Annotated in this window: 21 protein-coding genes; 13 read left to right on the top strand and 8 right to left on the bottom strand. The window is 71.7% G+C overall.

Features of this window, described 5'->3' with window-relative positions; genetic code table 11:
- The first annotated feature begins 62 nt into the window (after positions 1-62).
- Positions 63-1,499 (top strand): gluconokinase, encoded by a 1,437-nt coding sequence (locus AB0H12_RS11080; RefSeq protein ID WP_499622492.1) that lies wholly within the window; start codon positions 63-65, stop codon positions 1,497-1,499.
- Here AB0H12_RS11080 and AB0H12_RS11075 read toward each other — a convergent pair.
- Together AB0H12_RS11075 and AB0H12_RS11070 are read right to left on the bottom strand one after the other, a co-directional pair.
- Complete coding sequence (locus AB0H12_RS11075; protein WP_499622490.1) at positions 1,496-2,140, bottom strand: class I SAM-dependent methyltransferase; 645 nt, start codon at positions 2,138-2,140, stop codon at positions 1,496-1,498. The two genes, AB0H12_RS11080 and AB0H12_RS11075, sit on opposite strands and share 4 nt — an antisense overlap.
- Positions 2,141-2,202: 62 nt before the next feature.
- A complete protein-coding gene (locus AB0H12_RS11070; RefSeq protein WP_499622488.1) occupies positions 2,203-3,372 on the bottom strand; it encodes an MFS transporter in 1,170 nt (389 codons plus the stop codon).
- Between the two features lie 85 nt (positions 3,373-3,457).
- Here AB0H12_RS11070 and AB0H12_RS11065 point away from each other — a divergent pair, with 85 nt between their 5' ends.
- Both AB0H12_RS11065 and AB0H12_RS11060 read left to right on the top strand, forming a co-directional pair.
- Positions 3,458-3,892, top strand: a complete 435-nt coding sequence (locus tag AB0H12_RS11065; protein ID WP_499622487.1) for a Fur family transcriptional regulator — start codon at positions 3,458-3,460, stop codon at positions 3,890-3,892.
- Positions 3,889-5,337 carry a catalase gene (locus tag AB0H12_RS11060; RefSeq protein ID WP_499622486.1) on the top strand — a complete coding sequence of 483 codons (1,449 nt, stop codon included), beginning with the start codon at positions 3,889-3,891 and terminating at the stop codon, positions 5,335-5,337. The genes AB0H12_RS11065 and AB0H12_RS11060 overlap by 4 nt, the downstream gene beginning before the upstream one ends.
- 79 nt (positions 5,338-5,416) lie before the next feature.
- Here AB0H12_RS11060 and AB0H12_RS11055 read toward each other — a convergent pair whose 3' ends face one another.
- Positions 5,417-5,653, bottom strand: a complete 237-nt coding sequence (locus tag AB0H12_RS11055) for a hypothetical protein (RefSeq protein WP_499622484.1) — start codon at positions 5,651-5,653, stop codon at positions 5,417-5,419.
- A 92-nt stretch (positions 5,654-5,745) separates the two neighbouring features.
- On the opposite strand from AB0H12_RS11055, the gene AB0H12_RS11050 reads away from it, so the two are divergent.
- The 3 genes from AB0H12_RS11050 to AB0H12_RS11040 are packed head-to-tail and all read left to right on the top strand — an operon-like array spanning position 5,746 to position 7,105.
- On the top strand, positions 5,746-6,048 hold the full coding sequence (locus AB0H12_RS11050) for a YbaB/EbfC family nucleoid-associated protein (RefSeq protein WP_230570051.1): 303 nt from the start codon (positions 5,746-5,748) through the stop codon (positions 6,046-6,048).
- A 26-nt stretch (positions 6,049-6,074) separates the two neighbouring features.
- Positions 6,075-6,395 carry a DUF2563 family protein gene (locus AB0H12_RS11045; protein WP_499622482.1) on the top strand — a complete coding sequence of 107 codons (321 nt, stop codon included), beginning with the start codon at positions 6,075-6,077 and terminating at the stop codon, positions 6,393-6,395.
- Positions 6,392-7,105 (top strand): hypothetical protein, encoded by a 714-nt coding sequence (locus AB0H12_RS11040; protein ID WP_499622481.1) that lies wholly within the window; start codon positions 6,392-6,394, stop codon positions 7,103-7,105. Before AB0H12_RS11045 ends, AB0H12_RS11040 begins: the two co-directional genes overlap by 4 nt.
- A 43-nt stretch (positions 7,106-7,148) precedes the next feature.
- On the opposite strand, the gene AB0H12_RS11035 is transcribed toward AB0H12_RS11040, so the two are convergent.
- Positions 7,149-8,216 carry an alpha/beta hydrolase gene (locus tag AB0H12_RS11035; protein ID WP_499622479.1) on the bottom strand — a complete coding sequence of 356 codons (1,068 nt, stop codon included), beginning with the start codon at positions 8,214-8,216 and terminating at the stop codon, positions 7,149-7,151.
- An 80-nt stretch (positions 8,217-8,296) separates the two neighbouring features.
- Between AB0H12_RS11035 and AB0H12_RS11030 the strand changes: the two genes are divergently transcribed.
- From AB0H12_RS11030 to AB0H12_RS11020, 3 genes are all read left to right on the top strand, one after another.
- Entirely contained in the window at positions 8,297-8,857 is a 561-nt protein-coding gene (locus AB0H12_RS11030) for an NADPH-dependent FMN reductase (protein ID WP_230570047.1), read from the top strand.
- A 113-nt stretch (positions 8,858-8,970) separates the two neighbouring features.
- A complete protein-coding gene (locus tag AB0H12_RS11025; protein WP_499622537.1) occupies positions 8,971-9,393 on the top strand; it encodes an organic hydroperoxide resistance protein in 423 nt (140 codons plus the stop codon).
- 15 nt (positions 9,394-9,408) lie between these two features.
- Positions 9,409-9,894: a Dps family protein gene (locus AB0H12_RS11020; protein WP_499622478.1), complete on the top strand. Its 486-nt coding sequence runs from the start codon at positions 9,409-9,411 to the stop codon at positions 9,892-9,894.
- A gap of 244 nt (positions 9,895-10,138) precedes the next feature.
- On the opposite strand, the gene AB0H12_RS11015 is transcribed toward AB0H12_RS11020, so the two are convergent.
- Both AB0H12_RS11015 and AB0H12_RS11010 read right to left on the bottom strand, forming a co-directional pair.
- On the bottom strand, positions 10,139-11,947 hold the full coding sequence (locus AB0H12_RS11015) for a prolyl oligopeptidase family serine peptidase (RefSeq protein WP_499622477.1): 1,809 nt from the start codon (positions 11,945-11,947) through the stop codon (positions 10,139-10,141).
- Positions 11,944-12,738, bottom strand: coding sequence for a class I SAM-dependent methyltransferase (locus tag AB0H12_RS11010; protein ID WP_499622475.1), 795 nt, complete (start codon positions 12,736-12,738; stop codon positions 11,944-11,946). The genes AB0H12_RS11015 and AB0H12_RS11010 overlap by 4 nt, the downstream gene beginning before the upstream one ends.
- A gap of 29 nt (positions 12,739-12,767) precedes the next feature.
- Here AB0H12_RS11010 and AB0H12_RS11005 point away from each other — a divergent pair, with 29 nt between their 5' ends.
- The gene (locus AB0H12_RS11005) at positions 12,768-13,274 is read left to right on the top strand and encodes a DUF3291 domain-containing protein (RefSeq protein WP_499622474.1); all 507 of its coding nucleotides are present in this window, start codon (positions 12,768-12,770) and stop codon (positions 13,272-13,274) included.
- On the opposite strand, the gene AB0H12_RS11000 is transcribed toward AB0H12_RS11005, so the two are convergent.
- On the bottom strand, positions 13,271-13,483 hold the full coding sequence (locus tag AB0H12_RS11000) for a hypothetical protein (protein ID WP_499622472.1): 213 nt from the start codon (positions 13,481-13,483) through the stop codon (positions 13,271-13,273). The genes AB0H12_RS11005 and AB0H12_RS11000 overlap by 4 nt on opposite strands.
- Before the next feature lie 248 nt (positions 13,484-13,731).
- Here AB0H12_RS11000 and AB0H12_RS10995 point away from each other — a divergent pair, with 248 nt between their 5' ends.
- The 3 genes from AB0H12_RS10995 (at position 13,732) to AB0H12_RS10985 (ending at position 15,769) form a co-directional block, all read left to right on the top strand.
- Complete coding sequence (locus tag AB0H12_RS10995; protein ID WP_073897285.1) at positions 13,732-13,932, top strand: hypothetical protein; 201 nt, start codon at positions 13,732-13,734, stop codon at positions 13,930-13,932.
- 104 nt (positions 13,933-14,036) lie between these two features.
- A complete protein-coding gene (locus AB0H12_RS10990; RefSeq protein WP_499622470.1) occupies positions 14,037-14,798 on the top strand; it encodes a class I SAM-dependent methyltransferase in 762 nt (253 codons plus the stop codon).
- A gap of 611 nt (positions 14,799-15,409) precedes the next feature.
- A complete protein-coding gene (locus tag AB0H12_RS10985) occupies positions 15,410-15,769 on the top strand; it encodes a helix-turn-helix domain-containing protein (RefSeq protein WP_499622469.1) in 360 nt (119 codons plus the stop codon).
- A 97-nt stretch (positions 15,770-15,866) separates the two neighbouring features.
- Here the strand turns inward: AB0H12_RS10985 and AB0H12_RS10980 are convergent.
- On the bottom strand, positions 15,867-16,373 hold a 507-nt coding region (locus AB0H12_RS10980; protein ID WP_499622467.1), incomplete at its 5' end, for a tetratricopeptide repeat protein.

Here is a 16,373-nt window from a genome sequence, read left to right as displayed (position 1 = left end):
AGCACCTGCGCGACAGGTGTCAGCAGATCATCGACAAGACGCTGCCAGGTAGGTTCACCCCTATGGCGGACGTAGTGCTCGCGATCGACCTCGGGACGACGTCGACCAAGGTCATCGCGGTGGACCGGGACGCGGGCGTGGTGGCATCGGCGGAGCACGGCTACCCGATGCGCACCACGCCCTCCGGCGAGGCGACCCACGACCCGGTCGAGGTGTGGGGCGCGGCGCTCAAGGCGTTGCGCGAGGTCGCGGCGCGAGGGCTTGCCGTGCGGGCGTTGTCGTTGACCGGCGCGATGCACACCCTGCTCGGGCTGGACTCCTCGGGCACGCCCGTCACGCCGTCGTTGTCGTGGGCGGACAACCGCGCGCTGGAGCAGACGGCGCGGCTGCGCGGCACGGCCGACGGGATCGCGCTGCACCGCGCGACCGGCACCCCGATCCACACCATGTCGCCGCTGGTGAAGCTGGCGTGGTTCCGCGACCAGGGGTTCGCCGCGGCGCGGTGGTGCGGGCTCAAGGACTTCGTCGCGCTGCAGCTGACCGGTGTGCTGGCGACCGAGCACTCCTCGGCGTCCGCGACCGGGTTGATGGACCTCCGGTCGCTGGACTGGCACCCGGACGCGCTGGCCTTCGCGGGCGTGGACGCCGGGCAACTCCCCGACCTGCACGCGCCGGTGGACTCGCTGCCGTTGGCGCTGGACGTGCCGGGCCTGCCCGCCGGCCTGCCGGTGGTGCTGGGCGGCGGCGACGGGCCGATGGCGAACCTCGGCGTCGGCGCGGTCGTGCCGGGGGTGGCGGCGGTGTCGTTGGGCACGAGCGGCGCGCTGCGGGTGGTGCGCGACGAGCCCGTCGTGGACGAGCAGGGGCGGGTGTTCTGCTACGCCGTCGCCGAAGGGCTGTGGGTGCTCGGCGGGGCGGTGAGCAACGGCGGCGTGGTGGCGCAGTGGGCCGCCGAGACGTTCGGCGTCGACGTGCGCGACCTGCTGGAGGAGGCCTCCGGGGCGCCGGTGGGCGCGGCCGGCGTGATCGCGCTGCCGTACCTGCTGGGGGAACGCGCGCCGTGGTGGGACGCGGACGTGACGTCGGCGTTGATCGGGCTGCGGCGCGAGCACGGGCGGGCCGAGATCGCCCGCGCGCTGGTCGAGGGCGTGGCGCAGCAGTTGGCGCTGGTGCTGGACGCGGTGCGCTCGGTGGCGGAGGTGCACGCGGTCCGGGTGACCGGCGGCGCGTTCCGCAGCGACCTGTGGGCGACCGTGCTGGCGTCCGCGCTGGGCCTGGAGCTGGAACTGGCCGACGACAGCGAGGGCTCCGGCGTCGGCGCGGCCCTGGTCGCCTGGCGGGCGCTGGGCGAGATCCCGTCGCTGACCGTCGCCGCCGAGCTGATCACACCGGTGAAGACGATCCCGCCCGACCCGGACGCGGTCCGCCACTACGCCAGGTCGCGTCCCACCATCGACCGCCTCTACCAGGCCCTGCGCGACCTGGGGCGGCGGCCCTAGCGCGCCCGCAGCAGGAAGCCGTGCTCCACCAGGCTGGTCAGGCCGAACTTCTCGACCATCCGGTGCTCCGGTCTCGGCTCCGCGGCCACGTGCTCGACGTCGAACGCGCGCCCGAAGCGCTCGACGACCTCCTCCGGACCGACGGAGAACGGCGGCGACGGCAGCCTCGGGTGGTACTCCAGGGTGTTGATGAAGTACCTGGCGCCGGGTCGCACCAGCCGGGTGATCGTGTCGGCGTAGCGCTGCCGCATGTCCTCGGGGAACGCGATCAGCGAGGCCCGGTCGTACACCAGGTCCACCGGGCCGATCTGCGCCGGCCCGAGCTTGAAGATGTCCTGGCGGCGGATCACGAGGTTGCCGCAGCGGAACACGTCGGGCTCCTCCTCCACCGGGTCCAGGCCGTTCTCGGCGAAGAACTCGGCGACGGCCCTGGGCACCAGTTCGACGCCGACGACCTCCGCCGCGGACTCGGCGAAGAACCGCAGGTCGGTCGTCTTGCCGCACAGCGGCACCAGTACCCGCGCGCCGGCCACCAGGCCGAGCCGGTCCAGCAGCCGGGCGTGCTCGTGCACGTCCCGGAGGTGGAAGCTCGTCTTCGTGCCGCCCTGCTCCCAGGAGTCGAACCAGAAATCGGATTCCATGGTGGAGAAGAGGTGCGCGGAGCGTGGTGGAGACGGGTCCGAACGGGTGATGTCCGTCCCGATCAGCCCACCGCGACCGGCGCCGTGCGGCGGCCCAGCGCCACCGTGCCCGCCGCGACCACGACCGCGCCCGCACCCGCCACGGCGAAGCCCCACGCCGGCGACGAGTGGTCGATCACGAAACCGGTGACCGGCGCGCCCAACGCCACACCCAGCGTGAACGCCGAGCTCTGCAGGCCCATCGCCACACCGCGCGCGGACACCGGCGCGTACTTCGTGATCAGCTCACCCGTCGCGGTGATCGTCGGCGCGCACAGGAAGTTCGTCGGCACCAGCGCCAGCGCCAGCCACCACGGCGACCAGCCGACCAGGCCGATCGGCACGGCCAGCAGCCCCATGCCGCCCATCAGCGCCCACAACGGCGGCACGCGCGTCAGCCCGCCGTAGAGGAAACCGCCCGCCAACGACGCCACGCACATCACCACGATCATCACGCCGGTCCACCCGGTCAGCCCGAGCCCGCGCATCGACGCCACCACCGACACCTCGACGCCCGACAGCACGAACGTCGCACCGCCCGCGCTGATCAGCACGCCGAGCAGCCGGCCGTCGAGCCACTCCCGCCGCGGCACCCGCGCCCCGGTCTCGCCCTCGTGCCGCACCGGCGGGTTCACCGCGTACAGGATCGCGCCGATCAGGACCATGGACGCGCCGATCGCCCACATCGCCGTCCGGCTCGACGCCTGCGTGGTGAGCGCCACCCCCAGCGCCGGCCCGGCCATGAACGAGAGCTCGACGGCCATCGAGTCCATCGCCAACGCGGTGCGCCTGCGGTCGTCCGGCACGAGCGCGGTCAGGATCTGGCGGCCGAGCGACATGACGGGCATCACGGTGATGCCGGTGATGAAGCACGTGACGAGCAGCACCTCGTAGGACAGCAGCGGCGCGACGAACCAGAAGACGCCCTCGGTGACCATCGACAGGACCAGCATCGCGCGCAGACCACGCCGGTCGACCAGGTGGCCCATCAGCGGCGAGCCCAGCGCGATGCCGACCGTGCTGACCGCCCCGACCAGGCCCGCGGCGCCGTAACCCCGTTCCAGGCCGAGCAGGACGTGCATGGTGATCGTCATGCCCGCCGCCGTCGGGGGCACGCGCGCCAGCAGCATCAACAGCATGAAGCCGGGCACGCGCGGGGTCCGGAGGACGGCCAGGTAGTGAGAGACGTTCACGTGCCCATCTTCACTGGCGCGGGCAACAGGTTTAACCGTTCGTTTTCTTGACTCGTTCCAGAAAGCGTGGTGGAGTGGTGGAGCCATGACCCCAGGACCACGCGAGCTGCTCAAGGACGCCGGGCTGCGCATCACCGCGCCCCGGATCGCGGTGCTCGAATGGCTCGCCGAGCACCCCCACGCCACGGCCGACGCGGTCGCCGAGGGCGTGCGGGCCAGGTTGGGGTCCGTGTCGACGCAGGCCGTCTACGACGTGCTGCACGCGTGCGCGCGGACCGGGTTGCTGCGCCGGATCGAACCCGCCGGGCACCCGGCGCGGTACGAGACGCGGACCGGCGACAACCACCACCACCTCGTCTGCCGGGACTGCGGCCGGACCGAGGACGTCGACTGCGTCCACGGCGCCGCGCCCTGCCTGGAACCCTCGGACACGGTCGGCTTCGCCGTGGACGAGGCGGAGGTCCTCTTCTGGGGTCTGTGCCCCGACTGCCGAACCCCTCAGAAGGAGCTACCAGGGTGACCGAAGCGCGTCCCACCACCAACAACGCAGGCATCCCGGTCGCGAGCGACGACCACTCGCTGACCCTCGGCGCCAACGGCCCGATCCTGCTGCAGGACCACTACCTGATCGAGAAGAACGCCCAGTTCAACCGGGAGCGGGTGCCCGAGCGGGTCGTGCACGCCAAGGGTGGCGGTGCGTTCGGCTACTTCGAGACGACCGAGGACATCAGCCGCTTCACCAAGGCGGCCCTGTTCCAGCCCGGCGTCAAGACCGAGACGCTGCTGCGCTTCTCCACCGTCGCCGGTGAGCTCGGCTCGCCCGACACCTGGCGCGACCCGCGCGGTTTCGCGCTGAAGTTCTACACGACGCAGGGCAACTACGACATCGTCGGCAACAACACGCCGGTGTTCTTCCTGCGCGACCCGATCAAGTTCCCGGACTTCATCCGCTCGCAGAAGCGCCGCGCCGACACCGGCCGCCGCGACCACGACATGCAGTGGGACTTCTGGACGCTGCAGCCGCAGACCGCGCACCAGGTGACGTGGCTGATGGGCGACCGGGGCATCCCGAAGACGTGGCGCCACCAGAACGGCTACGGCTCGCACACGTACCTGTGGGAGAACGCCGCCGGCGAGCGCTTCTGGGTGAAGTACCACTTCAAGACCGACCAGGGCATCGAGACCCTGACCTCGGAACAGGCCGCGAAGATCGCCGGCGAGGACGCCGACGCGCACCGCGCCGACCTGTGGCACGCCATCGAGCGCGGCGAGTTCCCGTCGTGGACGCTGCACGTCCAGGTGATGCCCTACGCGGACGCCGCGACGTACCGCTTCAACCCGTTCGACCTGACCAAGGTGTGGCCGCACGCCGACTACCCGCTGATCAAGGTGGGCAAGCTCGTGCTGGACCGCAACCCGGCGGACTACTTCGCGGAGATCGAGCAGGCCGCGTTCGAGCCGACGAACCTGGTGCCCGGCATCGGCACGTCGCCCGACAAGATGCTGATCGGCCGGATCTTCTCCTACCCGGACGCCCACCGGTACCGCATCGGCGCGAACTACAACGAGCTGCCGGTGAACCGGCCGAAGTCGCCGGTGAACTCGTACTCCAAGGACGGCGCGATGCGTTTCACCAACGCCGTCGACCCGGTGTACGCGCCGAACTCCTACGGCGGCCCGCATGCGTCCGTCGAGGCGGCCGGCGAGGTGGCGTCGTCCTACGGCGTCGAGGACGCGGTCACCCGTTCGGCTTACAAGCTGCACGCGGAGGACGACGACTTCGGCCAGGCGGGCACCCTGATCCGCGAGGTGATGGACGCCGGCCAGCGCGAGCGCCTGGTGCAGACCGTGATCGCGCACGCGTCCAACGGCGTGTCCGAGCCGGTGCTGGAGCGCGTGTTCGAGTACTGGCGCAACATCGACAAGGAGACCGGCGACAAGATCGCCGCCGCCTTCGGCAAGTGACCGTGCTACCCGAATAGTGCACCCCTGATAGTGCACACCCGACAGGGCCGTCCGGATTCGTCCGGGCGGCCCTGTCCTGTCACGGACCGGTCTCCCGGCCCTTCTGCCACGGGTAACGCGGCACGACCAGCTCGAACGAGTCCACCAGCCACGTCGTCCGCGTCTCCGGCTCCGACCCGGTCCCACCATCGGCGGAACGCGGCGGCGCGGCCACGGCGGCGCGCCGGGTGGCCCGGACCCAACGGGGCTCACTGTCCGTGATCGGAATGGCAGGCGGCGGCGGGTCACCCACCCTGACCCGCACCCAGTAGCCCACGATCTTGAGATTACCGTAATGAATAACGGAACCAGGCTCGGTTGATCTTCGTCCGAACGGGGACGCCGTGCCGCCGATCGGGGGTCGCGCGCATGACGGATCAGCCTTCACTGGACGAGCTGGCGGCCCGCGCCGAACGACTCGACCAGGCGCGGCTCGCGCTCAAGCGCGACCTCGCCGACCGGGTCGTCTTCGGCCGCGACGACAGCGGCCTGGTCGAGATCGGGGTCGACCACACGGCCAAGGTCGTCGAGGTCGCGGTCAACGCGACGCTGGTCGGCCGGGTCGACCCGAAGGTGCTGGCGAACGCGGTCCTCCAGGCCGCGTCCGAGGCGCAGCGCCAGGCGCGCGAGCTGGTTGCGGAGCGGCGTTCGTACTACCTGGGCGCGCGGTAGCGGCCAGAGGAGCGAAGGGGGAGGTCATGGCAGGTTTCAAGGTCGACAGCGACCGGATGCGCCGGTCCGCCGACGGGTTCCGGCGCGCGGGCGACCACGCGGACACGGTGGCGAGCGCGTTGGGCGACACCACCGTCCCGAGCGGCGCGTTCGGCGTCTCCGGCCCGGGCGCCGGGCTCGCGGCGGACCTGGACGCGATCGTCGGGCGCCGGCGGGACGGGATCGCGCGCCGTCGCGACCGGCTGGCCGAGATCGCCGACAAGGTGCGCCGGGACGCCGACGAGTACGACCGGTCGGACGCGGACAGCGCCGAGGGCGTCAACCGCTCCGGAGAGGGCCTGCGATGACCCACCCGGCACTGCAGAAGGCGATGGACGGCTGCACGCGGCTCGCCCAGGCCGCCGCCACGGTCGGCTCGCCCGACCCGATCGGCGCGATCCGGCAGATCGACTACGACCCGCAGGCGGTCCAGGGCTACGTCGACCGTCTCCGCACGGCCGCCGCCGACCTCGACAAGGCGATCGAGCAGCAGGAGGCCGCGATCGCCGAGCACGAGGCGAGCTCCGAGGGGTCCGCGTCGGACTCCGCCCGCGCGGAGATGGACAAGGAACTGGCCGAGCTGGTCGACGAGCGCAAGCGGCTGGAGGAGCTGGTCAAGGAGGTCGACCGGATCTCCGCGCGGATGGACCAGCTCGCCGTCACCGCGGCCGACCAGGTCCTGGCGATCGCCGCCCACGCCGACCCCGCCGTCTCGATGGTGCTGGACGGCAGCTGGCTCGACGACGTGACCGGCGAGGGCGCGGAGGCGGAGGAGACCGTGCACACCGCCGTCGCCGACGTCATCAAGGTGTGCCGGTCGGTCCAGGACCAGGTCGCCACGCTCCGGGCGGAGCTCAACGCCACGATGGACGACGCGGAGAGCAGCGGCGCGTCGGCGGGCGGCACGTCGGGAGGCGCCGAAGGCGGCGTCCCGCAGGGCGGGGGCGAGGTCGGCGCGCCGGAGGGCGGGCAGGCGGGAGCAGGCGGGTCCGGCGGCGCCGCGGGCAGCGGCGACTGAGCCGAAGGGGCCGGTCGCCCCACCCCGGGCGACCGGCCGCACGTCACGCGGTCTCGGGGATGTCCTGCCGCGTGTTGGCCAGCGCCAACCCGGTGCGCAGCGACCCGACCGCCTCCGCCACCGCCTCCCGGAACACGCCGCCGACGCCGAGGATGTTCGCGTAGCCGTGGAACAGGCCCTCGTACCGCCGCAGCACCACCGGCACGCCCTGCCGCGCCAGCTTCTCCGCGAACGCCTCGCCCTCGTCCCGCAACGGGTCGAACCCGGCCGTCGCCAGGTACGTCGGCGGCAGCCCGCTCAAGTCCTCCGCCAGCAGCACCGACAGCCGCGGGTCGGTGTGCGTGTCGCGTGACGGCGCGTAGTGGTCCAGGAACCAGTCCATCTTCTGGTCGGTGAGGAAGAACCCGTTGCCGAACAGCTCCCGCGACCGCCGCCGCACCGACGCGTCCACCGCCGGGTAGAACAGCAGCAGGAACACCGGCTTCACCTCGCCCGCGTGCAACGCCGTCACGGCCGCCAGGTTGCCGCCCGCGCTGTCACCGCCCAGCGCGATCCGCCGCGGGTCGACCTTCAGCTCCTCGGCGTGCGCCACCGCGTACTCGAACGCAGCCCGCGCGTCGTCGGCCGCCGCCGGGAACGGGTGCTCCGGCGCGAGCCGGTAGTCGGCCGACAGCACCCGCACCCCGCCCTCGACGGCGAGGAACCGGCACAGGTTGTCGTGGCTGTCCAGGTCGCCGCTGACCCACCCGCCGCCGTGGTAGAAGACCAGCAACGGCGAGCCGGCGGCCAGCCCGGTCGGCTCGTAGAACCGCGCGCCGATGCCGTCCAGCGACAGCGAGCGCACCGCCACGCCGCCGATGACGGGACCGCACACCAGCGCGTTGCTGCGGGTCAGCGCAAGGCGGTTCGCGGCGGGCGTGGTCGTCTGCCAGTCCTCGCCGCTGAGCTGCTGCAACCTCAGCAGCAGTTGGGCTTCCGGGTGGAGCCGCTGGCCGTCCACCGTGATGGGGCGGCCGGCGATCAGCCTGCGCAGCGGCGCGGGCAGGCCGAACACGAAGCGCAGGGCACCGGCCAGGACGCCGGGAGGGATCGACTCGGCGAGCTTCGACATGAGACGTACGTTACTCGCCGGTAGGGGTTGGTGCGAGCATCTGGACCTCCAGTTAGGTCCAGGTGGCAGGATCGGACACCATGACGGTCACCGTGGTGGGCATCGGCGGATCCCTCCGCCCCAACTCGCAGTCCGAGCGCGCGATGAGGATCGCCTTGGAGGGCGCCGTGGACGCGGGCGCGAAGGTCGTCGAGGTCTCCGGACCCGACCTGGTGCTCCCGTTCTACGACCCGGCCATCCCGGACCGCACGGAGAACGCGCACCGGTTGGTCGAGGCGCTGCGCGGCGCGGACGGCGTCGTGCTGGTCTCGCCCGGCTACCACGGCACGGTGTCCGGCCTGGTCAAGAACGCCCTGGACTACATCGAGGACCTGCGCGGCGACGAGCGCCCCTACCTGGACGGCCGCGCGGTCGGCTGCGTCGCCACGGCCCAGGGCTGGCAGGCCTCGGTGACCACGTTGACCGCGTTGCGCTCGATCGTGCACGCCCTGCGGGGCTGGCCCACGCCGTTGGGCGCGGCGGTGAACTCGCGGGAGGTCGAGTTCGACCTGGAAGGCGGCTGCACGGTGCCGTCCGTGGCCGACCAACTCCGCACGATCGGGCGACAGGTGGCCGAGTTCGCCGTGTCGAGGGCGGGCTGAGCGGGTACGTGTGAGGGGGCGTGAGCTGCCACACGACCGGGTGTGGTTCGGCTTCGGCCGGGTGTTGGGCTGATCGACGGGCCCGACCACCAGCTCGAAGGAGAGCGTTGAAGATGCAGGTGCTCTACACCGCGGAAGCCATCGCAGTCGGGGACGGTCGCAACGGAGAGGTCCGCTCCTCCGACGGGGTGATCGACGAGCAGCTCTCGACGCCCAAGGAGCTGGGCGGCCCCGGCGGCGACCGGACCAACCCCGAGCAGCTGTTCGCGGCCGGGTACGCGGCGTGCTTCCACAGCGCGCTCAAGGTCGCGGCACGGCAGGCCAAGGTCAAGATCGGCGAGACGTCGGTGACCGCGAAGGTCGACCTCGGCGCCAACGGCAGCGGCGGCTTCCAGCTGGCCGTCGAGCTGGTGGCGCACATCCCGGGCGTCGAGCAGGCCGTGGCCGAGCAGCTGGCCGCCGCCGCGCACCGGATCTGCCCGTACTCCAACGCTACGCGAGGCAACATCGAGGTGGCCCTCACGACCACCGTCTGAGGAGGCGTCAGACCCATGAGCAAGTCGCAGAAGTCTCCGATCACCAGCCCGCTGTCCGACGCGGACAAGGCGTCGGTCGGGGCGGTGCTCCAGGCCACGCTGGTCGACCTGGTCGACCTGTCCCTGGTGGCCAAGCAGGCGCACTGGAACGTGGTCGGCAAGAACTTCCGCAGCGTCCACCTCCAGTTGGACGAACTCGTCACGACGGCCCGCACCTACACCGACGAGGTGGCGGAACGGGCCGCCGCGCTCGGCATCTCGCCGGACGGCAAGGCGAAGACCGTGGCGGAGGGCTCGGGCGTGCCGGAGTTCCCCGGCGGGTGGTTGAAGGAGGACGAGGTCGTCGCGGCCGTCGTCACGGCGCTGGGCGAGCTGATCGGGCGGCTGCGCAAGCGCGTCGACGAGACCGACAAGTCCGACCTCGTCACCCAGGACCTGCTGATCGAGATCACGAAGAACTTCGAGCAGGCGCACTGGATGTGGCAGGCGCAGCAGGCCTGACCCGCCCTGCCCGACCGAGCGGCAGGCCCGACCCGCCGACCTGATCGCGCTGATCGCGCGGCAGGCTCGACCGGGCGGCAGGCTCGACCGACCTTTCGGGGGCCGCCGGACATCCGGCGGCCCCCGAAGATGTCGGACCTCATCGGTAATATCGAGAACAGGGATCCCCTGGGCGGGGACTCCTGCGCAGCTTCGCCCCGCAGGCCGGTGCCCGCCCGGTTCGGTCCGCCCGGCCCCGCCGCGTCTAGAGCACGCGCTGCACGAACGCGACCTCGGCGGCCGTCTGCCGGATCGTCTCCGCGACCACGAGCGAACCGTGCCCGGCGTCGTACCGGTACACCTCGTACGCCGCCCCCCGCGCCGCCAGCCGCTCCAGGTAGTTGTCGATCTGCCGGATCGGGCAGCGCGGGTCGTTCTCCCCCGCCAGCACGAGCACGGGCGCGCGCACCGCGTCCACGTACGTCAACGGCGAGCACTCGCGGTACCGGTCGGGGAGTTCCTCCGGCGAACCGCCGAACAGCGCCCGGTCGAACGCGCGCAGCGGCTCCATCTCGTCCTCGTACGCGGCCAGGTAGTCCGCCACCGGCACGCCCGCGACACCGGCCGCCCACCGCTCCGGCTGCGTGCCCAGCGCCAGCAGCGACAGGTACCCGCCCCACGACGCGCCGTTGACCACGCACTTCGCCGGATCGGCGAACCCGGACCCGACGGCCCACTCGTGCACCGCCGCCACGTCCTCCAACTCGGTCAACCCCGGCCGGCCCTCGATCGCGTCACGCCACTTCGACCCGTACCCGGTGGACCCGCGGTAGTTCACGTGCACCACGGCGAACCCGGCGTCCAACCACACCGCGCGGTACGCGGAGAACCGGTCCTCGTCCGCCGAGTGCGGCCCGCCGTGCAGGTGGAACACCGTCGGCAGCGGACCGTCGGGCGCGCCGGCGGGCCGGGCGACCAGGGCGTGCACCTCGCCCACGAACACGTCGGTCAGGTCGACCGACGGCGGCGCCTCGTGACCGGGCGGCTCCAGCAGCACGCGCTCGTCGCCGTCCACGTCCAGCACCCGCACCACGCCCGGCCGCGCGGCCGACGACCACGAGTACTCCACCGCGCCGTCCGGCCGCACGTTCGCGCTGCCGACCGTGCCGTGCGGGGTGTCCAACGCGTGCAGCACGCCGGTGGCCAGGTCGTAGCGGTGCAAGGTGTTGCGCGCCTGGAACGTGTGCACGACCAGCAGCGACTTCGCGTCCGGGTACCAGTCGGCGCTGATCTCGCCGGGCAGGTCGATCACGACCTCGGTCTCGGTGTCCGCCGCGACGTCCCAGATCAGCAGCTCCTCCTTGCCGCGCCGCTCGTGCCCGACCAGCAGCCGGTTGTCGCCGCGCACCGGGCTGAACGCGATCGCGTCCAGGCCCTTGCCCGGCCCGTCCCACTTCTCGGCGACCTTTTCACCCGACGGGGTGACCACGCGCAGCGCCGCGTGCCGGTTGTCGCCGTGCTCCGAGTGCGACAGCACGACCAGCGTCTCGTCCTTGGACAACGCCGACACGCCGCCGTCGTTCTCGTGCGCGTAGATCACCTCGGCCGGTGCGCCGCCCCGCGCCACGTACACGGTGGTGCCGTCGTCGGTGGACGTGCCGACCGCCACGACCTCGTGCCCGATCTCCAACCCGGCCGGGTAGCCCGCCCGCACGCCGTCCACCGCGGGCTTCGGGTCGCTGCCCGGCTGGAACGGCTCGCTGACCCACGTGCCGAACTCGTCACCGTCGGTGTCGGCGAACCACCAGATCGTGTCACCGTCGGGGCTGAGCGCGCCGTGCGACGTGCCGTTCGGGCGGTCGGTCACCTTGCGGTGGGTGTCGCTCGCGCGGTCCCAGGCGTAGATCTCCCACACACCGCTGGAGTTCGACAGGTACAGGCTGCGGTCGGGTGCGTCGTCGGCCCACCCGGGCAGGCTCACGCGCGGGGCCGTGAAGCGGGCCCGCCAGCGGGCTTCGGCCTCGGCGTCGGCGAACAGCGGGTCGGGCACTTCGGCGGTCGGGTGCGTCGTCACGCACCCGATCCTGCCGGCTTCCGCGCGGTGACCAGGTAGTAGTCCATGAGACCCTGCTCGACGGCGCGCAGCCAGTTGCGGTCCCAGTGGTCGGGGCGCGGCCCCAGCTCGAGCCACCGGTCCAGCCCGCGCCACACGTGCTCTCCGACACTGCGGGCGGTGACGTCGGCGAACCCCGCTCCACGCAGGTCGCGCACCACGTCGTCGACGCGGTGCGCGTGGTCGAGGCCGGAGGCGAACGTCTTCAGCAACCCGGCCAGCCGCTCGGGCGCATCATCCGTCCTGGTGAAGAACGTGGTGACGGCGAACCGGCCGCCCGGCGCGAGCACGCGGGCGCTCTCGCGCGCGAACCCCGTGACGTCCTCGAAGTGCTGCGCGGCCTCCACGGACAGCAGCGCGTCGAACGAGCCGGCGGGGAACGGGAGGTCGTCGCACGCGCCCTGGACGAACGCCACCCGCGGGTCGTCGTTGGCCCGCGCCGCCCGCGCGACCTGCTCCGGCACCAGGTCGACGCCCCGGACCACCGCGGGCCCGCGGCGCAGGACGCGACGCGCGCCCAGGCCGCGCCCCGAGCCGACCTCCAGCACCCGGTCGCCCGGCCCGATCGAGAGCGCGGCCACGACCAGGTCGTACAAGGCCTCCTGCGAGGCGATCCGCTGCTCGACGGTCAGCCCGCCGTCCAGCGGGATGCCCGCCCAGTAGCCGAAGTTGATGAAGCCGCCCGCGAACACCGGCAACGCCGCCAGGTCGCCCGTCCCGTACACCCGCCGCACCTCGGTGAGATCTCCCATGCGTCGATGTTCCCGGCTAGCGTGCGGTCATGACCGGGGACGGGTACGACTTGGCGCAGGTGAACATCGGCCGGATGCTCGCGCCGCTGGGCAGTCCGCGGATGGCGGGTTTCGTGGCGGCGTTGGAGCCGGTGAACGCGGTCGCCGACCGCGCGCCCGGCTTCCGGTGGCGGTTGCAGACCGAGGACGGCGACGCGACCGCGATGCGGATCTTCGACGACGAGTGGCTGCTGGTGAACATGTCGACGTGGGCGTCGCACCGGGCGCTCGTCGACTACGTGTACGGGCCGGAGCACGTGGCCGTGCTGCGGGAGCGCCGGCAGTACTTCGAGCGGCCGGCCGAGGCGATGACCGCGCTGTGGTGGGTGCCGGCCGGCCACCGGCCGACCGTGGCGGAGGCTCAGGACCGGCTGGTGCGCCTGCGCGAGGACGGTCCGACGCCGTTCGCGTTCACGTTGCGTGAGACGTTCCCGGCGCCGGATGCGACGGAGCGTGACCTGGTCGTGCGCGACCTGACCGGCTGCGGGGTGGACTAGCGGTCGAGTTCCTCGGCCAGGATCCGGTCCAGCCGGCGTGACGCGCGGAGCAGGGCGCGGCACGCGAGGGCGATCAGCGCCACCGCGGTCGCGACGACGACGGCCGTGGTGGGCGAGGCGAGAACCGCGACCAGACCGGCTAAGCCGAGCGTGACCTGGATCGAGGCGACGACGGGGACCCAGCTCTTGACGGCGGCGGTGGTGGTCATCGGGCATCTCCCTGCTGGCGGTGGCGGCGGCGCGACGCGTTGACTCGTCGTCGCCAGGGCCCCGCCGGTCGTTACGCAACGTCACTTGAACCGTCAACATTCACTCGAACGGTGTAACCGAACGTGACGATGGTTCACGGAAGGCGGCGCTGGACGAATTAAGAAACAGCGAGGAGTAGTTCGTAACGTCCGCGTTGGTCCGAACGAATCACGGATTACACGGGTGGCAGCGCAGGGAGGTCTGACCGATGATCGAGAACACGGTTCGGCAGGGCGGTCGCGTCGGGTGCGTCGATGCCCTGGGTCGTCGGCGGACGCTGGAGGTGTCGCTCACCGAAGAGGGCAACGTCTGCATCCACACCCCGCCCGGCGAGTCCGCGAAGCTCGACTGGAACGAGGTCGGCGAACTCCTCCGGCGCCTCGCGGAGCTGCGACCGCACGTCAAGTGACGTCCGGTCGACGCGCGGCCGGGAGGATCGGCGAGAACCCTCCCGGCCGCCCCGGCGCGTGAAAAGCGCTCGCCGGCGCGCGGACGAGCCACTCCAATGGGCGGATGATCGACCACACGGAACTCAACCGCCGTCACTGGGAAGACACCGCCGCCGCGGCGCACGGGCCGCTGGCCCGTGAGCACTGGGCGAAGACCGAGCCGCAGTGGGGCCTGTGGGCCACCCCCGAGTCCGAGGTCTCCATCCTGCCGCCAGACCTGGCCGGCATGGACGTCATCGAACTCGGCTGCGGCACCGCCTACGTGTCCGCGTGGCTCGCCCGGCTCGGCGCCCGTCCCGTCGGCATCGACATCTCGGCCCGCCAACTCGACACCGCCCGCGAGATGCAGGCCGAGTTCGGCCTCGACTTCCCGCTGCTCCTCGGCGACGCCCAGCGCGTGCCGCGCGACGACGCCACCTTCGACCTCGCGATCAGCGAGTACGGCGCATCCCTCTGGTGCGACCCGCACCGCTGGATCCCCGAAGCCGCGCGCCTGCTCCGGCCAGGCGGCCACCTGGTCTTCCTCCACCGGTCGCCGCTGTTCGCCCTGTGCGCCCGGGACGGCGCGACGGCGTCCACGTCGCTCGTGCGCCCGCAGTTCGGCCTGAGCCGGGTCGACTACGGCGACTCCGCCGAGTTCACCCTGCCGCACGGCGACATGCTGCGGCTGCTGCGCTCGTCCGGCTTCACCGTGGACGACCTGATCGAGATCCAAGCGCCCACCCCGGCCAACCGCGAGTTCCACGAGGTGTCGTCCACGTGGGCGAGCCGGTGGCCGAGCGAGGAGATCTGGAAGGCGCGACTGACGTCTCCCCAGGTCAGGTAGTCCTAGCTGCCTGGTCGAGCAAATCTGTGATCGCTGGAGTAGACATTCGCACCTCGACGTGTGTAGTGTTCTCCTTGTACGAGAGAGAACGTCAGATCGGCACGGGAGATGACGAACTACCCGTGATGCGAGGGCGGTCGGCGCGTGCAGTACCGGGAGTGCAAGCGATTTACGCAGGACAGCAAGTCGCACTCCGAGCCGACAGACCCGCGCGCGCAGTGGCAAGGCGGTCAGGCGAGCTGGAGCCGATCAGTGGAAGGGGTTCCAGTGCGGTGGCCGGGCGGTCGGCGAGGTGAACCGGAGCAAGCGAGAAGTCCGGTGTCGGCCGCCGAACGAGTGGCGAGGAAGTCCGGAAACCAGAGAAGAAGGGAAGGGTTGAACACCATCGGATCGCCTGCCTCGGGCTGAAGTCGGGCCAGGCGGGTACCGCAGTCCAGAAAGATTGGAAGGTGGTCTCCGGTTACGCAAACGCGATCCACGCAGTCTCCGCCGCTGTACGGGCGGATGACGCGGACACGGTAAACCGGCCGCGAGGCCGGATGGTGGGAACCCATAACCCTGGGGCCCGGTGCCGACAGACGGCACCGGGCCCCTCGTGGCGCGGAGGTGCGATGACCCCAGAAACGAACGAGCCGCGACCCGCGGCGGACAACTTGGACGACGACCACTACCCCGCCTTCACGATGGGCAGGGCCGCGGAGATGCTCGGCACCACGCCGGGTTTCCTGCGGGGCCTCGACGAGGCGAAGCTGATCGAGCCGGAGCGCTCGTCAGGCGGCCACCGCCGCTACTCCCGGTACCAACTCCGGTTGGCCGCACGGGTCAGGGAACTGGTCGACCAGGGCATGAGCCTCGACGCCGCGTGCCGCATCGTCACCCTGGAGGACCAACTCCAGGAAGCCAGGAACCTGAACACGCAGAACGCGTCGCCCGAGCCGGACCAGCCGTACCCGCCACTGCGGGGCGTGTGACCGAGTCGGGCCGTCGACCCGACCGAGCAGAGAGCGCGCGTCACGGCCTCACCACCCGTGACCGCGCCCGCCGCTGACTCAAGCCCTCACGAACCCGTCACCGTTTCTTCTTCTTCCGCTTGCCGGGCCCGTGCCACATCACGCGGCCGCCTGAAGCGGGCACAGCCAGCCTCATGTCCTTCAGGTTCTTCCTGGTCGTTCTGGTCACGGGGTGATCGGACCCGAGCAGTCTTTCCTGGACGGTGAGAACCGCCCGCATCTCCGCTTCCGCTTGCTTGCGTCGACCCATCATGAAGTAGGTGCCGGCCAAGTTGTGGCGGGTGGTCAGAGTGTCAGGGTGTTCTTCGCCGAGGATCCGACGCTGCAGGCCGAGGATCGCGCGGTACTCGCTTTCGGCCGCGCCGTGGTCGCCTTGGTCGTTGAACACGCTGGCCAGGTTGTGGCGGGTGGTCAGGGTGCTGGGGTGTTCGTCGCCGAGGATGCTCCGTCTGATGTCGAGGATGACGCGTAGTTCGGCTTCGGCGGTGACGCGGTCGCCTTGGTCGTGGAACACGCCGGCCAGGTTGTGGCGGGTGGTCACCGTGCTGGGGTGTTCGTCGCCGAG

The organism is Actinosynnema sp. NPDC023794 (assembly GCF_040639675.1).
In the GTDB taxonomy this organism is placed as follows: domain Bacteria; phylum Actinomycetota; class Actinomycetes; order Mycobacteriales; family Pseudonocardiaceae; genus Actinosynnema; species Actinosynnema luteola.
This window is presented reverse-complemented; position numbering and strand designations above follow the sequence as displayed.

Coding starts and splice junctions, on each gene's coding strand:
- AB0H12_RS11035 (WP_499622479.1), bottom strand. CDS start 8,216: ATGTCGAAGCTCGCCGAGTCGATCCCTCCCGGCGTCCTGGCCGGTGCC.
- AB0H12_RS11030 (WP_230570047.1), top strand. CDS start 8,297: ATGACGGTCACCGTGGTGGGCATCGGCGGATCCCTCCGCCCCAACTCG.
- AB0H12_RS11075 (WP_499622490.1), bottom strand. CDS start 2,140: ATGGAATCCGATTTCTGGTTCGACTCCTGGGAGCAGGGCGGCACGAAG.
- AB0H12_RS11025 (WP_499622537.1), top strand. CDS start 8,971: ATGCAGGTGCTCTACACCGCGGAAGCCATCGCAGTCGGGGACGGTCGC.
- AB0H12_RS10995 (WP_073897285.1), top strand. CDS start 13,732: ATGATCGAGAACACGGTTCGGCAGGGCGGTCGCGTCGGGTGCGTCGAT.
- AB0H12_RS11020 (WP_499622478.1), top strand. CDS start 9,409: ATGAGCAAGTCGCAGAAGTCTCCGATCACCAGCCCGCTGTCCGACGCG.
- AB0H12_RS11045 (WP_499622482.1), top strand. CDS start 6,075: ATGGCAGGTTTCAAGGTCGACAGCGACCGGATGCGCCGGTCCGCCGAC.
- AB0H12_RS11040 (WP_499622481.1), top strand. CDS start 6,392: ATGACCCACCCGGCACTGCAGAAGGCGATGGACGGCTGCACGCGGCTC.
- AB0H12_RS11065 (WP_499622487.1), top strand. CDS start 3,458: ATGACCCCAGGACCACGCGAGCTGCTCAAGGACGCCGGGCTGCGCATC.
- AB0H12_RS10990 (WP_499622470.1), top strand. CDS start 14,037: ATGATCGACCACACGGAACTCAACCGCCGTCACTGGGAAGACACCGCC.
- AB0H12_RS11010 (WP_499622475.1), bottom strand. CDS start 12,738: ATGGGAGATCTCACCGAGGTGCGGCGGGTGTACGGGACGGGCGACCTG.
- AB0H12_RS11005 (WP_499622474.1), top strand. CDS start 12,768: ATGACCGGGGACGGGTACGACTTGGCGCAGGTGAACATCGGCCGGATG.
- AB0H12_RS10985 (WP_499622469.1), top strand. CDS start 15,410: ATGACCCCAGAAACGAACGAGCCGCGACCCGCGGCGGACAACTTGGAC.
- AB0H12_RS11050 (WP_230570051.1), top strand. CDS start 5,746: ATGACGGATCAGCCTTCACTGGACGAGCTGGCGGCCCGCGCCGAACGA.
- AB0H12_RS11000 (WP_499622472.1), bottom strand. CDS start 13,483: ATGACCACCACCGCCGCCGTCAAGAGCTGGGTCCCCGTCGTCGCCTCG.
- AB0H12_RS11080 (WP_499622492.1), top strand. CDS start 63: ATGGCGGACGTAGTGCTCGCGATCGACCTCGGGACGACGTCGACCAAG.